We start from the raw sequence: 17,255 nt of genomic DNA, 5'->3' as shown, positions 1-17,255 counted from the left end.
TTTTCGCCTCTCTATTTTCCTTTCTCACCCTGTTTTGGGCCCTGCCTCGACGCTCCGTTGGGGGTTTGCAAACGCCCGCATCAGCGGCCGGCCGGCCGGTGGCTGCATCGAGCGCGCCAAGGATGGCGCGCGCCCGAGTCAGGACAGGATGTCCTGACCGAGGGAAGAGCGGCTTCCGGCGGGTCGGCCGCTGCCCGTCCGAAGACGCCGCGCCGTCGTGTCAGTCAAGCGCTTCTTCGCTCGTCCAACATCACGTCCTGGACGCGCAAATGCGAATCCTTTCCACCGCAGCGCGGAGCCCTGCCTTAAACTTGACGCATTGCCGCGCGTTCGAAGATCTCCATGCCTTTCGTCGTCACCGAAAACTGCATCAAGTGCAAGTACACCGACTGCGTCGAAGTCTGCCCGGTGGACTGCTTCCATGAGGGCCCGAACTTCCTGGTCATCGACCCGGACGAGTGCATCGACTGCACCCTGTGCGAGCCCGAGTGCCCGATCAACGCGATCTACCCCGAGGACGATGTCCCCGCCGGCCAAGAACACTACGTCGCGCTGAACGCCGAACTGGCCCAGGTCTGGCCGGTGATCACCACGCGCAAGGACCCGCTGCCCGACGCCAAGGACTGGGAAGGCAAGCCGGGCAAGCTGCCGCTGCTCGAACGCTGAGCCGACCGGTCCGGCATCGCAACGAGAACGGGCGCCGCGAGGCGCCCGTTCTGCGTTTGCGGACCGGCCCGAAGGGACCGACGCCCAGCCTCAGTTGGCCAGCGCCGCGCGCAGCGCCGCAATCACGCGCTCGGGGCCTGCGCCGCTCGCCGCGACACCGCGCGGATCGACCGCCGACACTGTCGCCCCGCCCTGCCCGGCACCCACGCGCACCAGGAACTGGCTGCCCGCATAGGCGATCTCGTAGGTGCCCAGCGCCTGCGACTGGCTGTTGACGGTCACACCCTCGACCCCCGCCAACGCCTGACCGACGCGGGCGAACACCGCGTCACGCTCGCCGGCCACGGTGAAGGCGACATTCGACGAGGCGGCCGCAACCGTCGCCGACTGGGTCGCCGAGCCGCCGGCCGGCGGCAACGCCATCGCGCCATCGGTGCGCGGCTGGTCGAGGTCCGGCGGCACTTCGAGCGGCCGGCTCTCGGGACTCTGCGCATACAGCGCGTTGTCCTTCTTGAACCAGCGGCAGCCGCTGGCGCCCACGACCGCGACGGCCAGGACGGCGATGGCGACGTAACGGATGGGGGAATGGGATCGACGCATGGGTGGAGTTCTCCTGGGAAATCAGGCGGCGCGCGCGCGGCAGGACCCTTCCAGGTCCGCCGCCAGTCGCGTCGCGTCGTCGGCCTGCGCGCGATGCGCCTCGGCCAGGGGGGTCAACGGCAGGCGCAGCCCGTGGCCGAAGCCCTGGCGCGCCAGTACCGCCTTGACCGGGATCGGATTGGACTCGATGCCCGAAAACGCGTGGATCGGCTGCAGTTGTGCATCCCAGGCCATGGCCTCGTCCGCACGCCCGGCCCGCGCCAGATCGCACAGGCGACGGAACGCGGCGGGCACGATATTGGACACCACCGAGATCGTGCCGTCGGCACCGGCCAGCATCGCGCGCGCAGCGGTGGGATCGTCGCCGCTGAGCACCGAGAACCCCTCGCCCTGCAGCGCCAGCAGCGCCTGCATGCGCGCCTGCCCGTTGTGCGCCTCCTTGATGCCGACGATGCGCGGATGCGTCGCCAGCCCGGTCACGGTTTCGGGCAACAGGTCGGTACCAGTCCGCCCCGGCACGTTGTAGAGCAGCACCGGCACGCTGCCATCGTCGGCGACTGCGCGGAAATGGGCGTCCAGGCCTGCCTGGGTCGGGCGCACGTACGCCGGCACCACGACCAGCGCCGCATCGATGCCGAGCGCCGCCGCCCGACGGGTCAGCGCGACCGTCTTCGCCGTGCCCGGCTGACCGGTCCCGGCCAGTACCGGCACGCGGCCGGCGACCTGCGCGACCGTGGTGGCGATCAGCCAGTCGTATTCCTCGTCCTCCAGCGTGGCCGCCTCGCCGGTCGAGCCGGCGACCACCAGCCCCTGGGTGCCCGCTGCCAACTGTGCGTCCACCAGGCGTTTCCACGCCGACCGGTCGAGCGCGCCCGAGGGCGAGAACGGGGTGGCAAGGGCGGTGATGCTGCCGGAGAGTCGCAAGATGAGGCATCCAGGGCTTGGGGACGGGGCGACCGCGGTCGCCGGAACGCGCCCGTTGGGCGCACGAACGGCGGAAACACGCGGAAAATGCCGGCCGATGTTACTTGCGGCCGCGAAGCGCGGGCAAGTATGCTGACCGCGGCACCGGCCCCGGCCGGGTCGCCGTTCACCCTCCAGTCGCCCTCGACGCGCTTGCCGTCGAACAGATTCCCGCCGCGGACGCCGCCTTGACCGATTCCGATACCGCTTCACGGCCTGCGCCGAACGAGAACTACCTGCTCATCAACGCCTACACCACGCATCCGGCCTCGCCGCTGTTGTCGGTGTCGCGGCGGATCGCGGACAGCGGCTGCAATCTCGTCGACACCCGCCTGTCCACCGTGGGCCGCGATGTGTCAGTCACCGCGCTGGCCAATGGCCCATGGGACGCGGTCGCCAAGCTCGAGGCGATGCTCACCCGCCTGGAGCGCGAGGAAGGCCTGAAACTGATCTGGTACCGCACCGGCCCAAAGCCTGTGCAGTCGAACCTGCTGCCTTACGTGGTGGAAGTCGTCGCGGCCGACAAGCCGGGCATCCTGTATCAACTGGCGGATTTCTTCGACCGCCAAGGCATCACGATCGAGAGCCTGCACTCCTCGCGCTATCGCGCGATGCAGACCGGCGCGGACATGTTCTCGGCCCAGGTCACCATCGGCATTCCGTCGAACATGCACATCGCCGCGTTGCGCGACGATTTCCTCGAGTTCTGCGACCACCTCAATCTCGACGCCATCATGGACCCGATGAAGTTCTGATGCCGATGGTGCACCGCTTGCCTCCCGCATCGGCATCGCGCATCGTGATGCGCAACGCCACCGGCATGGAACGGCCGACTGTTCGATGAGCGCCACACCTCTCCCCGCCTCGACACTGCAGCTGCCGCTGGCCCTGTCCGGCGGTACGACCACCACGCTCGCCGCCTACGCGGGCCGCTGGCTGGTGCTGTACTTCTATCCCAAGGACGCCACGCCCGGCTGCACGACCGAGGGCCTGGACTTCAATGCGCTGCTGCCGCGCCTGCATGCGCTGGGGGCGGACGTGCTCGGTGTGTCGCGCGATTCGGTGCGCGCGCACGACAACTTCTGCGCCAAGCAGGGCATCGCCTTCCCGCTGGTCAGCGATGCCGACGAGGCGCTGTGCCGCGCATTCGACGTCATCCGCGAAAAGACCATGTACGGTCGCAAGGTGCTGGGCATCGAGCGCAGCACGTTCCTGATCGACCCGTCGGGCTGCATCGAGGCGCAATGGCGCAAGGTCCGCGTCGCCGGCCATGCCCAGGCCGTGTTCGACGCGCTGCAGGCCGCGCAATCCCGGTGATCGCCCTTGCCCGCCCCGGCGGCCGCCGTCCCGGATTCCGGGCCATGGCGGCGGCGCCGTGCGCGATCGATATCGGCCGGTTGCCCGGCCTCACCCGTTCTCGACCGCCGGCGCGGATGCTGGCCTCGACCCTGTCTCCCTCCCCGCCCCGCCACGGAGCGCCGCGACCACGATGATGACCCAAGGCAAGCGTGTCTACGTCCTCGACACCAACGTGCTGATGCACGACCCCACGGCGCTGTTCAAGTTCGAGGAGCACGATGTCTACCTGCCGATGCAGGTGATCGAAGAGCTCGACAACGCCAAGAAGGGCACCAGCGAATCGAGCCGCAATGCCCGGCAGGTCAGCCGGTTCATCAACGAGCTGATCGAAGCCTCGGGCAGTGAGCGCATCGCCTCGGGCCTGCCGCTCGCCCGCCCCCAGGGCCTGCAACTGCGCGGCGCGGCCAGCGTCGGCCACCTGCGCTTCCAGACCACGGTGCCCCAGGAGGACAAGACCTCGTTCGGCGCGGTCGCCCCCGACAACCGCATCCTCGGCGCGATCCTCGCACTCAAGCGCGAGGCGCCCGACGGCACGGTGGTGTTCATCTCCAAGGACATCAACCTGCGGATCAAGGCCGCGATCGCCGGCATCGCCAACGAGGACTACGAGAACGATCGCGCGCTCGACGATTTCAGCCTGCTCTACACCGGCGCGACCGCATTGCCCGAGGACTTCTGGACCCGGCACGGCAAGGATCTGCGCTCGTGGACCGACAAGGGCCGCACGTTCTACGAACTCGCCGCCGACGAGGAGGACGGCTGGTATCCCAACCAGTTCCTGTACCTGCCCGGGGACGAAGAATCGGAGTTCCGGGTGGTGGCGGTCGAGGACGGCCGCGCGACGCTGCAGATCGTCGACGACTTCCGCCACAACCAGCATGCGGTCTGGGGCATCCTGGCGCGCAACCGCGAGCAGAACTTCGCGCTCAACGCGTTGATGGACCCGGATGTCGACTTCGTCACGCTGCTGGGGACCGCCGGCACCGGCAAGACCCTGCTGGCACTGGCTGCGGGTCTGGCGCAGACGATGGACCAGCAGCGTTATCGCGAGATCATCATGACCCGCGCGACGGTCAGCGTCGGCGAGGACATCGGCTTTCTGCCCGGCACCGAGGAAGAGAAGATGACGCCGTGGATGGGCGCGCTGACCGACAACCTCGAGGTGCTCACGCACAACCAGGACGGCGGCAGTTGGGGCCGCGCGGCGACCAACGACCTGCTGGCGTCGCGGATCAAGATCCGCTCGCTGAACTTCATGCGCGGACGCACGTTCCTCAGCCGCTACCTGATCCTGGACGAGGCGCAGAACCTCACGCCCAAGCAGATGAAGACCTTGATCACCCGCGCAGGCCCAGGGACCAAGATCGTGTGCCTGGGCAACGTCGAGCAGATCGATACGCCCTACCTGACCGAGACGACCTCGGGCCTGACCTACGCGGTGGACCGCTTCAAGCACTGGGCGCACAGCGCGCACATCACGCTGCGCCGCGGCGAGCGTTCGCGCCTGGCCGATTTCGCGTCCGAGGTCCTCTGACCCCAGCCATCAGCCGGGATGTGCCCGACCGATTGGGGTCCACACGACGCCGGCACCCGCGCTGCGGGTGTCGGCATCCCGCGGCTCGCTACCCGCCACCTCCAACCAGGGCTGTGACGGCTGGATTGATGTATCAGCCATCGATTTGAACCGCTCTGGCTTGCATCGGCTTTCGCTGCGATGCAACATGCCGGCATGCGCCCAGGGCCGCCGCCGTGATCTCCGCCACCCAGCTGCGCGCCGCGCGTGCCTTGCTCGGTCTCGACCAGCGAATGCTGGCGGCGCTGTCGGGCGTCTCGTTGCCGACGATCCAACGCATGGAGGCCAGCGCCGGCGATGTGCGCGGGTCGATCGCGACGCTGACCAAGATCGTCGACGCGCTGGAAGCGGCAGGCGTCGAGTTGATCGGCAACGACCGCCCCAGCCATGGGCGTGGCCGCGGTGTGCGGCTCAAGGACCCGGCATGAGCCCGTTCCGACCATCGAAGGCGGTGCGCTGAGGCGATGGGGATGCAGCTGCCACGCTGGGTCTGGGTGGGCGCAGTGACGCTGGCGTGCATCGCCGGCATGGTCAATGTGACCGGCTACCTGGGCTTCGAGCATCTGGCCGTCAGCCATCTCACCGGCACCACCAGCCTGCTCGGCGCCGCGCTCGCCGACGGCGACTGGCGCTCGGTGCGCCATCTGTGGGCGATGCTGATCGCCTTCAGCATCGGCGCGATGCTCAGCGGCCTGATCATCCAGGACAGTGCGCTGCGCCTGGGACGACGCTATGGCGTCGCGCTCGCCCTTGAGTCGGCGCTGCTGCTGGCCGCGGTCCCGCTGTTTTCGTCCCAGCCCCTCCACGGCGCGCTGTTGGCGGCAATGGCCTGCGGCCTGCAGAACGCGATGGTGACCACCTACAGCGGCGCGATCGTGCGCACGACCCATCTCAGCGGCATGTTCACCGACCTTGGCATCGGCCTGGGCCATCTGATCCGCGGCAAACCACTGCCGATGCGCCGGCTCACGCTCAGCGGACTGATCATCACCGGCTTCCTCGGCGGCGGCGTGCTCGGCACCTGGTTGTTCCGGGCGTTGCACTACCACGCGCTGCTGATCCCGGCGGCGCTGACCGGCCTGACCGGTCTGAGCTATGTGGGCTACCGGCACTGGACGCTGGTGCGCGCTACGCGCCGCGTCGAGTGAACGTCTGCCCGTGCGCACCGGGCGTTGCGGCAGAATAGCGCCATGTCCGACACCCCTCGCCCCCCTTCCGCGCTCACCATCGCCGGCTCCGACTCGGGCGGCGGTGCAGGCATCCAGGCCGATCTGAAGACCTTCGCGGCGCACCGCGTGCACGGCCTGTCGGCGATCGCCGCGCTCACTGCGCAGCACACCCGCGGCGTGAGTGCGGTGCACGCGCCGCCGGTCGCATTCCTGCAGGCGCAGATCGACGCCTGCTTCGACGACTTCGACGTGCGTGCAGTGAAGATCGGCATGCTCGCCACCGCGTCGATCGTGGTCGCGGTGGCCGACGCGCTCGCCGCACATCCGCACGTCCCGGTGGTGCTCGACCCGGTGATGATCGCGACCTCCGGCGCCAAGTTGCTCGACGACGATGCGCTCGAAGCCCTGCGCACCCGGCTGCTGCCGCGTGCGACCGTGCTCACCCCCAACATCCCTGAGGCGGAACTGCTGCTCGGTTCGCCGATCACCGATGCCGCCCGCGCCCGCACCGCACTGGGCGAGCTGCGCGCGCTTGGTGCGCGCGGCGTGCTGCTCAAGGGCGGCCACCTCGACGAGGGCGACCGCGTGGTGGACCGCTACGCCGATGCGCAGACGCAGTTCGAACACGACGCGCCGCGCCTGGCGATCGACGGCCACGGCACCGGCTGCACGCTGTCGTCGGCGATCGCCGCGCAATTGGCGCTGGGCGCGTCGGCGGCGGACGCCTGCCGCCAGGGCATCGACTACGTGCACGCGACGATGCGCGACGCCTACCGGCCAGGGCGCAGCGCGGTCAGCGTGCTCGGCCACCTGGGGCCGATCGCCCGATGAGCACGCCGTCGCCGCCCCTGCCCCTGGTCGCAGGCGACGGCCATCGCTACGAACTGATCGCGCGCGTGCCGGCTGTGCCACAGCGCAGCCTGCTCTGGCTGCCCGCGCTGGGCGTGGCGGCGCGCCACTACCTGCCGTTCGCCGAACGCCTGGCGGCGCGGGGCATCGCGGTCTTCCTGCACGAATGGCGCGGCATCGGCGCAAGCGCGCTGCGTGCAGGACGACACGTCGATTGGGGCTATCGCGAACTGCTGGCCGACATCGCCTGCAGCGAGGCGGCGATGCGCACGGCCGTCCCCAATGCTGGCCGCATCGTCGGCGGGCACAGTCTCGGCGGCCAACTCGCTTGCTGCCATCTGGCCTGTCGACCCGACGCGGCGCAGGCGCTGTGGCTGGTCGCCAGCGGCGCGCCGTACTGGCGCGCGTTTTCCGGCCCGCGCGCGCTCGCGCTGCCGGCGCTCTACCGGTTCATGGCCTGGCTGTCGCGGGTCAACGGCGCACTGCCCGGTCGCCGGCTCGGCTTCGGCGGCAACGAGGCCCGCGGCGTCATCGCCGACTGGACGCGCAGCGGGCTGTCGGGCCGCTATTGCGCCGCCGGCCTGGACCTGGACTTGGACACCGCGCTGCATCGGGTCGATGTCCCGGTCGCGGCCGCCGTGCTGGTCGACGACTGGATGGCCCCGGCCTCCTCGTTGCGCTACCTGCTCGGCAAGCTCGCCACGCCGGCGCCGACGATCGCGACCTTCGATGCCCAGGCGCTGGGCATCGACGCCGATCATTTCGCCTGGATGCAGCGGCCCGATACGATCGCCGACTGGCTCGCGCAGCGCTGACCCGGTCGCCCCGGGGCGCTGCGCTAAACTGCGCTGTCCTCTTCCCGAACGTCCCCTCGTCCATGAGCGCAACGCCACCCGCACGCGACGACATCCGCATCTCCGTCGTCGGCCTGGGATACGTCGGCCTGCCGCTCGCGGTCGCGTTCGGGCGGCGCCACCCCACGCTGGGCTTCGACATCGACCAGGCGCGCATCGAGCAGTTGCAGGCCGGGCAGGACCATACCCGCGAGTTGTCCGAAGACCAACTGCGCGCGGCGAGCCACCTGCACTACAGCGCCGACCCGGCAGCGCTCGCGCGCTGCAACGTACACGTGATCACGGTGCCGACGCCGGTCGACGACTACCGCCGCCCGGATCTGTCGGCGCTGGAAAGCGCGAGCCGAGCGGTCGGCGCGACGCTCGCGGCCGGCGATGTGGTGATCTACGAATCCACGGTGTATCCGGGCGCGACCGAGGAGGTCTGCGTCCCGATCCTCGAACAGGCCTCGGGCCTGCGCTACCGCGACGATTTCCAAGTCGGCTACAGCCCTGAGCGCATCAACCCGGGCGACAAGCTGCACCGCCTGGAGAACACACTGAAGGTCACCGCCGGTTCGTCGCCTGAGGCGGCCGATTTTGTCGATGCGCTGTATCGCGACATCGTCCAGGCCGGTACGCACCGGGTCTCGAGCATTCGCGTGGCCGAGGCGGCGAAGGTCATCGAGAACACCCAGCGCGACGTCAACATCGCGCTGGTCAACGAACTGGCACTGATCTTCGAGCGGCTCGGCATCGATACCTACGAGGTGCTCGAAGCAGCCGGCACGAAATGGAACTTCCTGCCGTTCCGCCCCGGCCTGGTCGGCGGCCACTGCATCGGCGTCGATCCCTACTACCTCACCCACAAGGCCCAGCAGATCGGCTACCACCCGGAGGTCATCCTCGCCGGACGCCGCATCAACGACAGCATGGGCCTGCACGTGGCCCAGCGGCTGGTGAAGCTGATGCAGCAGCGCGGTATCCAGACCGCCGGCGCACGCGTGCTGGTGCTGGGCCTGGCCTTCAAGGAAAACTGCCCGGACCTGCGCAACACGCGCGTGGTCGACGTCGTCGCCGAACTGCGCAGCTATGGCGTCGAAGTGGACGTGCACGACCCCTGGGTGGCCCCGGCCTATGCCGAGCACGAGTACGGCCTGCGCCCGGTCGCTGTGCCCGAGGCGGGCGCCTACGACGCCATCGTGCTGGCGGTCGCCCACAGCCAGTTCCGCGAACTCGGCAGTGCAGGCATCCGCGCCTACGGCAAGCCCGGCGCGGTGCTGTTCGACGTCAAGGCGATCCTGCCGGCCGACGAGGTCGACGCACGGCTGTAGCGCCGCCCCCTATGCGCGCTTGACGCCGCGCGAGCGCCGCCGTCAAGCGCGGTGATAGGGATGGTTGGCCAGCATCGCCGCAGCGCGGTAGAGCTGTTCGGCCAGCACCAGTCGCACCAGCATGTGCGGCAAGGTCAGCGGCCCCAACGACCAGCGCTCGTCGGCGCGCGCCAGCACCGCATCGGCGTGGCCTTCCGGTCCGCCGATCAGGAAGGCCAGATCCCGCCCCTGCGCCCGCCAGTGTTCCAGCCGCTGGGCGAGGTCCTCGGACGAATGCATGCGGCCGCGGCCGTCGAGCGCCACCACCAGCGCATTGCGTGGCAGCGCGGCGAGCACGCGCGCCCCCTCGTCGGCCATCGCACGCGCCGTGTCGCGGCCCTTGCCGCGCAGGCCCGGCTCGACCTCGACCAGGTCCAGCGGCAACCAGTGCGACAGGCGCTTGCGGTACTCGCCGAAGCCATCGACCACCCAGCCGGGGGCACGCTCGCCGACCGCGACCAGTCGGGCCTTCATGCAGTCATGCGCGGCAGACGGCCATCGGCCGGGGCCGAACGCCGATTCACCCGTCGCTGCGCGGCTCGCCGGCGCCCGGTGGCTGGTCGCCGACGGTCCACAGGCGCTCGAGCGCGTAGAACTCGCGCACGCGCGGCAGCATGACGTGCACGACCACATCGCCCAGGTCGACGAGCACCCACTCGGCCTCGCGTTCGCCCTCGACGCCGAGCGGCTGGCAGTCAAGCTGCTTGGCGCGCTTGACGACCTCATCGGCGATCGACTTCACGTGGCGGCTGGAGGTGCCGGAGGCGACGACCATGAAGTCGCAGACGCTGCTGCGGCCCCGCACGTCGATATCGACGACATCGACGGCCTTGAGGTGGTCGACCGCGTCGAGCGCGGTGCGGAGCAGAACATCTGCCGCCGGCGGCGGCTCGGGCAGACGGGTCTTGATGACGTGGGCGGTATCGGACAAGGGATCGGGACTCGGAAAGTGCGGCGTGGATTATAGCGGAGCGCCCGGCGGCGGCCGGTACAGCCCCTTCTCCTGGATGAATGCGGCCACCGCGTCAGGCACCAGGCCCACCAGCGGTGCACCGGCGGCCGCCCGTGCGCGCACCTGCGTGGCCGAGACCGGATGCAGCGGCTGGCGCAGGCGCAGTACCCGCCCGGCCGGGGTCGCCGACAGCGCCGCCGGGTCATCGGTCCAGCGATCGGCCAGGCAGGCCGCCAACGCCGGCGCCAGCGCACCGTCCAGGCCGCTGCCTGGACGCTCGGCGACCACCAGGTGCGCCAACGCGAACAGCGCCTGCCAGCGATGCCAGCCGGGCAGGCCCAGCAGGCTGTCGGCACCGACCAGCCAGGCCAGCGGCCGGGCATCGCCCAGGCGCGCGCGCAGCGCGGCCAAGGTGTCGACGGTGTAGCTGCGGCCGCCACGCTGCAGTTCCTCCGGATCGAGCAGCAGGCCCGGCTCGCCGTCGATCGCCAGCGCGATCATCGCCGCGCGCTGCGCGGCATCGGCACCGGGCGGCGCGCGATGCGGCGGGTCGGCAGCGGGCATCAGCCGGACCGTGCAGCCCAGCGCGTCGCGCGCGGCCCGCGCGATCGCCAGATGGCCGCAATGCAGCGGATCGAAGGTGCCGCCGTAGACCAGGTAGAGCATCGCCGGGGTCAGGCCGCCAGCAGCGCGCCGGCCCGGGCGTCGGCGACCGCGATCAGCAGCCGCTCGAGCGCGAGCCAGGCGTCGGCCGGGTCGATCCCCGGCCGGCCGCGCCCCTTGGCGATCCGGTCGATCCGGCCGGCCTCGGCGACGAAGCGGTCCCAACGCGCAGCCGGGTGCCGCTGCAGCGCACGCCGGTAGCCGGCCTGGCGCGCGTCCCAGATGCGCTGGGCCTTGAACTCGGCCGCCATGTTGCCGCCGCGCACCTGGACCTGTGCCAGGCTGGCCGCGCGCGTGAGCTCCATGACGATCATGCCCATCAGCGCAGGAATCGCCGCGCCCTCGGCGCGCAGGCCCGCCAGCATCCGCGCAGCCTGCGCCGGCTGGCCGTTCATCGTCGCATCGAGCAGCCGGAACACGTCGTAACGCGCGGCATCGGCGACCAGCGCCTGCATCCGTGCCACATCCAGCGGCTGGCCGTCGGCCAGCAGCGCGAGCTTGTCGACCTCCTGCGCTGCAGCCAGCAGGTTGCCGTCGACGCGCTCGGCCAGCAGTTGCACCGCGGCCCGCTCGGCGGGCACGCCGCGACTGCGCAGGCGCGCCTCCATCCAGCCTTCGAGTTCGTGTGGCTTGACCTGCCAGGCGACGACCAGATGCCCGACCGCCGCCACCGCCTCGCTCCACTTGCCGCCGTGCTGGCGGCTCCATTCGCCGCCGGTGATCAGCAAGGTGACGTCAGCCGGCGGATCGGCGCAGAAGCCGGCGATGACCTGCGCGCCCTCCTTGCCGGGCTTGGTCGTGGGCAGGCGCAGCTCGACCAGCCGTCGGCTGGCGAACAGGCTCGGCGCTCGGAACGTGGCTTCGAGCGCGTTCCAGTCCACATCGCGGCCTTCGGGCTCGAAGACTTCGCGCTCGGACACGCCCTGGGCCCGTGCCGCGGCCCGGACCGCGTCGGCGGCCTCGAGCACACGCAGCGGCTCGGGGCCGGCGATCAGATAGGCCGGCCGCAATGGCTCGCGCGCCAGTTGCGCGGGCAGGCGTTCGGGGGTCAGTTCCACGGCGGGGACACGCCGCTGGCCGGGGCCGCCGCCATCAATTGCGCACGCGTTCCTGCGGGTTGCGGAACACGGCGTCGATGCGGCGGATGATCGAGGCGGTCATCTCGCGCTCGAGCTCGCGAGACAGCAGCTCGCGCTCGGAATCGGCGCCGATCGAGTCGGTCGGCAACGCAAGATAGTCACGCGCCAGCTCGATCGCCTGCTGGGGCACGATGTCCCGGCCGTCGGCGTCGCGCATCGTGAACACCACCGCGTAGCGCAGCGTGTACTCCTGCGCGCGGCCCTGGGCATCGAGGCTGGCCGGCAGCGACGCCCAGCGCTCGGAGCGGATGTCGAGCACCGCGACGTCGACCGCATCCTCCTCGGCGATCTGCGCGCCGGCCGCGGCCAACGCGCGCTCGACCGAACGCGCGAGCCGGCTGTAGGGATCGGACGAGACGATGTCCACAGGCCCCAGCTCCGCCGGCAGCGTCAGTGCGTTGCGCAGATGGAAGCCGCAGGCCGACAGGGTCAGCGCAAGAACCGCAGCGACGGCGGCCAGACGGAGGGAAACCGGGCGAAGGATGCTCATGGGCGGAGTCTGGACGAGGCGGTCTTGGCCGGCAAGCGGCGCGCGGACGCGCCGCCCCGGCAGGTTCAGGCGGCGACGATGTTGACGATCTTGCCCGGCACGACGATCACCTTGCGCACGGTCATCTGTGCCAGGAAGCGCGCCACGTTGGGCTCGGCCAAGGCCTGCGCCTCGACCGCGTCCTTGGCGGCATCGGCGGCGACCTCGATCGTCCCACGCAGCTTGCCGTTGACCTGGACGGCCAGGGTCAGCGCATCGCGGGCCAACGCGGCCGGGTCGACGCGCGGGAACGGCTGGTCCTCGAGCAGTGTCTCGGGGTGGCCCAGCAGTTGCCACAGCGCGTGCGCGATGTGCGGGGTGATCGGATTGAGCAGCAATACGATCGTCGAGAAGGTCTCCTGCAGCAACGCGCGTGCGTTGGCGTCGTCGGCCTCGAATTTCTGCACATGGTTGAACAACTCCATCACCGCCGCGATCGCGGTGTTGAAGCTGTGGCGGCGGCCATAGTCGTCGCCCACCTTCTGGATCGCCTCGTGCAGTTGCCGGCGCAGCGTCCGCTGCGCCGGGGTAGCGGCGGCGACGTCGAAGGCGCCGGCGGGGCCGGCCTCGACGTGCCGCTGGACCTGCGTCCACAGCCTGCGCAGGAAGCGCGCCATGCCCTCGACGCCGGCCTCGTTCCATTCCAGCGACTGCTCGGGCGGGGCGGCGAACATCGAGAACAGGCGCACGGTGTCGGCACCGTACTTGTCGATCATCGACTGCGGATCGACGCCGTTGTTCTTGGACTTGGACATCTTCTCCACGCCGCCCACCTGCACCGGCGCGCCGTCGAGCCTGGACACTGCACCGACGATACGGCCCTTGTCGTCGCGCGAGACCTCGACGTCGGCTGGACGGATCCAGTCCTTGCCGCCGTTGGCCTGCTCCCGATAGAACGTCTCGGCGATCACCATGCCCTGGGTCAGCAGGTTGCGGACCGGCTCGTCGCCCTGCACCAGGCCCGCGTCGCGCATCAGGCGATGGTAGAAGCGGAAGTACAGCAAGTGCAGGATCGCGTGCTCGATGCCGCCGATGTACTGGTCGACCGGCATCCAGTAATTGGCGCGCTCGTCGACCATGTCCGCAGCGCCGGGCGAGGTGTAGCGCGCGGTGTACCAGCTCGACTCCATGAAGGTGTCGAAGGTGTCGGTCTCGCGCTCGGCCGGGCCGCCGCAGTCCGGACAGGTGGTCTTGCGCCACTGCGGATCGGACTTGATCGGCGACTGCACGACGCCCGGGTTGGCGAACGCGCCCTCGACATCCTCGGGCAACAGGACCGGCAACTGGTCCTCCGGCACCGGCACCGCGCCGCAGGCCTGGCAGTAGATCACCGGAATCGGGCAGCCCCAGTAGCGCTGGCGGCTCACGCCCCAGTCGCGCAGCCGGAAGTTGACCTTGCGTGCGCCCTGCCCCTGCGTGCCCAGGTACGCGGCCAGCGCATCGAAGGCGCCGTCGAAATCCAGGCCATCGTACTGACCGGAATTGATCAGCACGCCGCGCTCGGTGTAGGCGCCGCGCTGCTCGATGCCGTCGAGATAGTCGCGAACCACCGCGACCGCCGCCGAGGTGTCGTAGGCATCGACCGACCCGCCGGCCAACGCGGCCTGGAACGGGTCGGCGTCGTGGGCAACGTCGCCGATCACCTCGCGCAACGCATCGCGTACTGCCAGCGGCACGATCACCGGCCGCACCGGCAGGCCGTAGGCCTTGGCGAACTCCCAGTCGCGCTGGTCGTGCGCAGGCACCGCCATCACCGCGCCGGTGCCGTAGCCCATCAACACGAAGTTGGCGACGTAGATCGGCACATCCTCGCCGGTGACCGGATGGATCGCCCACAGGCCGGTCGCCATGCCGCGCTTGTCCTGGGCCTCGAGCTCGGCCTCCGACACGCCGCCCTGGCGCAGGTCGGCCAGGAACGCGGCCAGCTCAGGATTGTCCTGCGCGGCCTTGAGCGCCAGCGGGTGCTCGCCGGCGATGCTCAGGAAGGTGACGCCCATCAGCGTGTCGGGACGCGTGGTGTAGACGGTCAGCGGGGTCGCTTCGCCGTCGACCGCGAAGGTGATCTCCAACCCCTCGCTGCGGCCGATCCAGTTGCGCTGCATGGTCTTGACCGAATCCGGCCAGCCCTCGAGCGTGTCCAGGCCGTCGAGCAGTTCCTGCGCGTAGTCGGTGATCTTCAGGAACCACTGCGGGATCTCGCGCTTCTCCACCACCGCGCCCGAGCGCCAGCCGCGGCCGTCGATGACCTGCTCGTTGGCGAGCACGGTCTGGTCGATCGGATCCCAGTTGACGACCGCATTGCGGCGGTAGGCCAGACCCTTTTTCATCAGCCGCACGAACATGCGCTGCTCGTGCACGTAGTAGTCCGGGCTGCAGGTGGCGAACTCGCGGCCCCAGTCGATCGCATAGCCCAGCGCCTGCAGCTGTCCGCGCATATGGTCGATGTTGGCGTAGGTCCACTTGGCCGGCGCGGTCGCGTTCTTGATCGCCGCGTTCTCGGCCGGCAGGCCGAACGCGTCCCAGCCCATCGGCTGCAGCACGTTCTTGCCGATCATGCGCTGGTAGCGGCTGATGACGTCGCTGAGCGTGTAGTTGCGCACGTGGCCCATGTGCAGCGCACCGGAGGGGTAGGGCAGCATCGACAGGCAGTAGTACTTGGGCCGGTCGCTGCGCTCGACGACTTCGAAGGCATGGGTGTCGGTCCAGAACCGCTGGGCGTCGGCCTCGACGCGGGTAGGCTGATAGGCGTTGGACGACGGAGCTGCGGGATCGCTGGACACGGACGGTTCTGCGGAGCGGAGGACAGCCGGCAAGCCTACCCCAGCGCCCCGGCGTCCGCCACGCAGGCCGCAGCGCCACCGGGCCGCTGCTAGACTGACCTGATGTCTAGGACATCATCGTGCTCCCGATCCCGTGCCCTGCGCCTGCCCGCGATCCTGCTGGCGTTCGTGCTGCTGGTGGGTGCCGCCACCGCGGCGATCGTCGGCGTGCGCGGCCTGGAGCGCGCGAACGGGTCGCTCGAACACAGCTACCTGGTGATCAACCTGCTGGTCGCCTCGGAGGCGGCGCTGCACGAAGCCGAGTCCAAGGCGCGCGGCTATCGCCTGACCGGCCGCGAGAGCTTCCGTCCCGAGTACGGCGACGCGGTGGCGCGCGCCAGCCAATCCAGTCGCCGGCTGATCGAGCTGACAGCCGACAATCCGTCGCAGCAGGCGCTGGCGCGCACCTTCGACGCCGACATGCAGCGTCACTTGAGCACGATGGAAATCCTGCTCGACCCGGTGCAGATGGCCGCTCTGCCCGACCAAGAACGCCAACGGCGGATCAGCGACAACGTGCGCCGCGCCACCGCGATGTCGGCATTGCGCCAGCAGATCATGGATGAGGAAAGCCGGCTGCTGGCCGAACGCCAGGTCACCAGCCAGCAGCGGGCGACCTTGCTGGTGGTGTTCATCGTGCTGGCGTTCGTCGTCGCGCTGGGTCTGCTGGTCTTCATGCAGTGGAGCCTGTGGCGCGAAAATCAGCGCAACCGCCTGCTCGAGCGCGACGCGCGCAACGCAATGCGCGACCTGCACGCGCTGTCGGAACAGCGGCACACCCAGAGCGAGTACGCGGGCATGCTGCAGAGCTGCCAGAGCCGCGAGGAGATCGTCGCGCTGACCACGCGCGCGGTCGTCGAGCTGGTGCCCGGCGCCAGCGGGCGTTGCTACCTGGCGCGCCCGTCGCAGAACTTCCTCGAAAGCGCCGCCACCTTCGGCGAGCATCCGATCAGCCACGAGGACACCGTCACCCAGGACGACTGCTGGGCCCTGCGCCGCGGCCAGCCGCACTACCTGCGCGGCCGCAGCGGCGGGCTGCGCTGCGCGCACATCGATCGGGACGTGCCGCTGGACGGCGTGTCGACCTTGTGCGTGCCGCTGATCGCGCAGGGCCAGTCGCTGGGCATGCTGCACGTCAGCGCGGCGAGCGATGCGTCGAGCGGCGACAACGACGCCGCGATCCTGGCCTCGCTGTCGGAGCAGATGGCATTGGCGCTGGCCAACCTGCAATTGCGCGAGACCCTGCGCACGCAGTCGCTGCGCGATCCGTTGACTTCGCTGTTCAATCGCCGCTATCTCGAAGTGAGCCTGGCGCGCGAGCTCCAGCGCTGCGAGCGCCGCAACCTGCCGCTGTCGCTGATGATGCTCGACGTCGACCACTTCAAGCGCTTCAACGACACCCACGGCCATGCCGCGGGCGACGCCGTGCTCAGCCAGGTCGGCCGGCTGATCCAGGCCGGCGTGCGGACCGAGGACATCGCCTGCCGATACGGCGGCGAAGAGTTCACGGTGGTGCTGCCCGAACTCGACGCGGCGAATGCGCGCGTACGCGCCGAGCAGATCCGCCGCGCGGTCGAGATCTCCAGCCTGCAGCACATGGGGCAGACCCTCGGCCCGGTGACACTGTCGATCGGCATCGCGACCTTCCCCGCCAACGGCACCACGCCCGAACTGCTGCTGCAGGTCGCCGATGCGACCCTGTATCGCGCCAAGGCCGAAGGCCGCAACCGCGTGCTGCACGCCTCGCAGACCGACTGAAGCTGCGGCA

18 protein-coding genes are annotated in these 17,255 nt (G+C 70.0%); 10 read left to right on the top strand and 8 right to left on the bottom strand.

The window, feature by feature from the left end:
- The first annotated feature begins 342 nt into the window (after positions 1-342).
- Positions 343-666: a ferredoxin FdxA gene (gene fdxA / locus ABE505_RS14285; protein WP_346443910.1), complete on the top strand. Its 324-nt coding sequence runs from the start codon at positions 343-345 to the stop codon at positions 664-666.
- A 90-nt stretch (positions 667-756) separates the two neighbouring features.
- Here the strand turns inward: fdxA and ABE505_RS14280 are convergent, their stop codons facing one another.
- Both ABE505_RS14280 and dapA read right to left on the bottom strand, forming a co-directional pair.
- The gene (locus tag ABE505_RS14280; RefSeq protein WP_346443908.1) at positions 757-1,266 is read right to left on the bottom strand and encodes a hypothetical protein; all 510 of its coding nucleotides are present in this window, start codon (positions 1,264-1,266) and stop codon (positions 757-759) included.
- Positions 1,267-1,287: 21 nt separating this feature from the next.
- A complete protein-coding gene (dapA, locus tag ABE505_RS14275; protein WP_346443906.1) occupies positions 1,288-2,190 on the bottom strand; it encodes a 4-hydroxy-tetrahydrodipicolinate synthase in 903 nt (300 codons plus the stop codon).
- A 206-nt stretch (positions 2,191-2,396) separates the two neighbouring features.
- Between dapA and ABE505_RS14270 the strand changes: the two genes are divergently transcribed.
- From ABE505_RS14270 to ABE505_RS14235, 8 genes are all read left to right on the top strand, one after another.
- Complete coding sequence (locus ABE505_RS14270; protein ID WP_183426267.1) at positions 2,397-2,984, top strand: glycine cleavage system protein R; 588 nt, start codon at positions 2,397-2,399, stop codon at positions 2,982-2,984.
- 85 nt (positions 2,985-3,069) lie between these two features.
- Positions 3,070-3,546, top strand: a complete 477-nt coding sequence (locus ABE505_RS14265) for a peroxiredoxin (RefSeq protein ID WP_346443904.1) — start codon at positions 3,070-3,072, stop codon at positions 3,544-3,546.
- Positions 3,547-3,721: 175 nt separating this feature from the next.
- Positions 3,722-5,122 (top strand): PhoH family protein, encoded by a 1,401-nt coding sequence (locus tag ABE505_RS14260; RefSeq protein WP_346444018.1) that lies wholly within the window; start codon positions 3,722-3,724, stop codon positions 5,120-5,122.
- 215 nt (positions 5,123-5,337) lie between these two features.
- The gene (locus ABE505_RS14255; RefSeq protein ID WP_346443902.1) at positions 5,338-5,589 is read left to right on the top strand and encodes a helix-turn-helix transcriptional regulator; all 252 of its coding nucleotides are present in this window, start codon (positions 5,338-5,340) and stop codon (positions 5,587-5,589) included.
- A gap of 36 nt (positions 5,590-5,625) precedes the next feature.
- Positions 5,626-6,309 carry a YoaK family protein gene (locus ABE505_RS14250; protein WP_346443900.1) on the top strand — a complete coding sequence of 228 codons (684 nt, stop codon included), beginning with the start codon at positions 5,626-5,628 and terminating at the stop codon, positions 6,307-6,309.
- Between the two features lie 42 nt (positions 6,310-6,351).
- Positions 6,352-7,161 carry a bifunctional hydroxymethylpyrimidine kinase/phosphomethylpyrimidine kinase gene (gene thiD / locus ABE505_RS14245; RefSeq protein ID WP_346443898.1) on the top strand — a complete coding sequence of 270 codons (810 nt, stop codon included), beginning with the start codon at positions 6,352-6,354 and terminating at the stop codon, positions 7,159-7,161.
- Positions 7,158-7,994 carry an alpha/beta hydrolase gene (locus ABE505_RS14240; protein WP_346443896.1) on the top strand — a complete coding sequence of 279 codons (837 nt, stop codon included), beginning with the start codon at positions 7,158-7,160 and terminating at the stop codon, positions 7,992-7,994. The genes thiD and ABE505_RS14240 overlap by 4 nt, the downstream gene beginning before the upstream one ends.
- Positions 7,995-8,056: 62 nt before the next feature.
- Entirely contained in the window at positions 8,057-9,346 is a 1,290-nt protein-coding gene (locus ABE505_RS14235) for a nucleotide sugar dehydrogenase (RefSeq protein WP_346443895.1), read from the top strand.
- A 42-nt stretch (positions 9,347-9,388) separates the two neighbouring features.
- Here the strand turns inward: ABE505_RS14235 and rlmH are convergent, their stop codons facing one another.
- From rlmH to leuS, 6 genes are all read right to left on the bottom strand, one after another.
- On the bottom strand, positions 9,389-9,859 hold the full coding sequence (rlmH, locus tag ABE505_RS14230) for a 23S rRNA (pseudouridine(1915)-N(3))-methyltransferase RlmH (protein ID WP_346443894.1): 471 nt from the start codon (positions 9,857-9,859) through the stop codon (positions 9,389-9,391).
- Between the two features lie 46 nt (positions 9,860-9,905).
- Entirely contained in the window at positions 9,906-10,316 is a 411-nt protein-coding gene (rsfS, locus tag ABE505_RS14225) for a ribosome silencing factor (RefSeq protein ID WP_337244929.1), read from the bottom strand.
- A 30-nt stretch (positions 10,317-10,346) separates the two neighbouring features.
- The gene (nadD, locus tag ABE505_RS14220) at positions 10,347-11,003 is read right to left on the bottom strand and encodes a nicotinate-nucleotide adenylyltransferase (protein ID WP_346443893.1); all 657 of its coding nucleotides are present in this window, start codon (positions 11,001-11,003) and stop codon (positions 10,347-10,349) included.
- Positions 11,004-11,011: 8 nt separating this feature from the next.
- Entirely contained in the window at positions 11,012-12,058 is a 1,047-nt protein-coding gene (gene holA, locus ABE505_RS14215; protein WP_346443891.1) for a DNA polymerase III subunit delta, read from the bottom strand.
- A gap of 34 nt (positions 12,059-12,092) precedes the next feature.
- The gene (lptE, locus tag ABE505_RS14210; RefSeq protein ID WP_346443890.1) at positions 12,093-12,629 is read right to left on the bottom strand and encodes an LPS assembly lipoprotein LptE; all 537 of its coding nucleotides are present in this window, start codon (positions 12,627-12,629) and stop codon (positions 12,093-12,095) included.
- A gap of 65 nt (positions 12,630-12,694) precedes the next feature.
- A complete protein-coding gene (gene leuS, locus ABE505_RS14205; protein WP_346443888.1) occupies positions 12,695-15,448 on the bottom strand; it encodes a leucine--tRNA ligase in 2,754 nt (917 codons plus the stop codon).
- Positions 15,449-15,550: 102 nt separating this feature from the next.
- On the opposite strand from leuS, the gene ABE505_RS14200 reads away from it, so the two are divergent.
- Positions 15,551-17,245, top strand: a complete 1,695-nt coding sequence (locus ABE505_RS14200; protein ID WP_346443886.1) for a diguanylate cyclase — start codon at positions 15,551-15,553, stop codon at positions 17,243-17,245.
- The last annotated feature ends 10 nt before the right edge of the window (positions 17,246-17,255 follow it).

Origin of the sequence: Luteimonas sp. TWI382 (assembly GCF_039674545.1) — a bacterium.
GTDB lineage: Bacteria > Pseudomonadota > Gammaproteobacteria > Xanthomonadales > Xanthomonadaceae > Luteimonas.
Note: the sequence above shows the minus strand (reverse complement) of the source record. Positions and strands in the feature narration are given on the sequence as shown.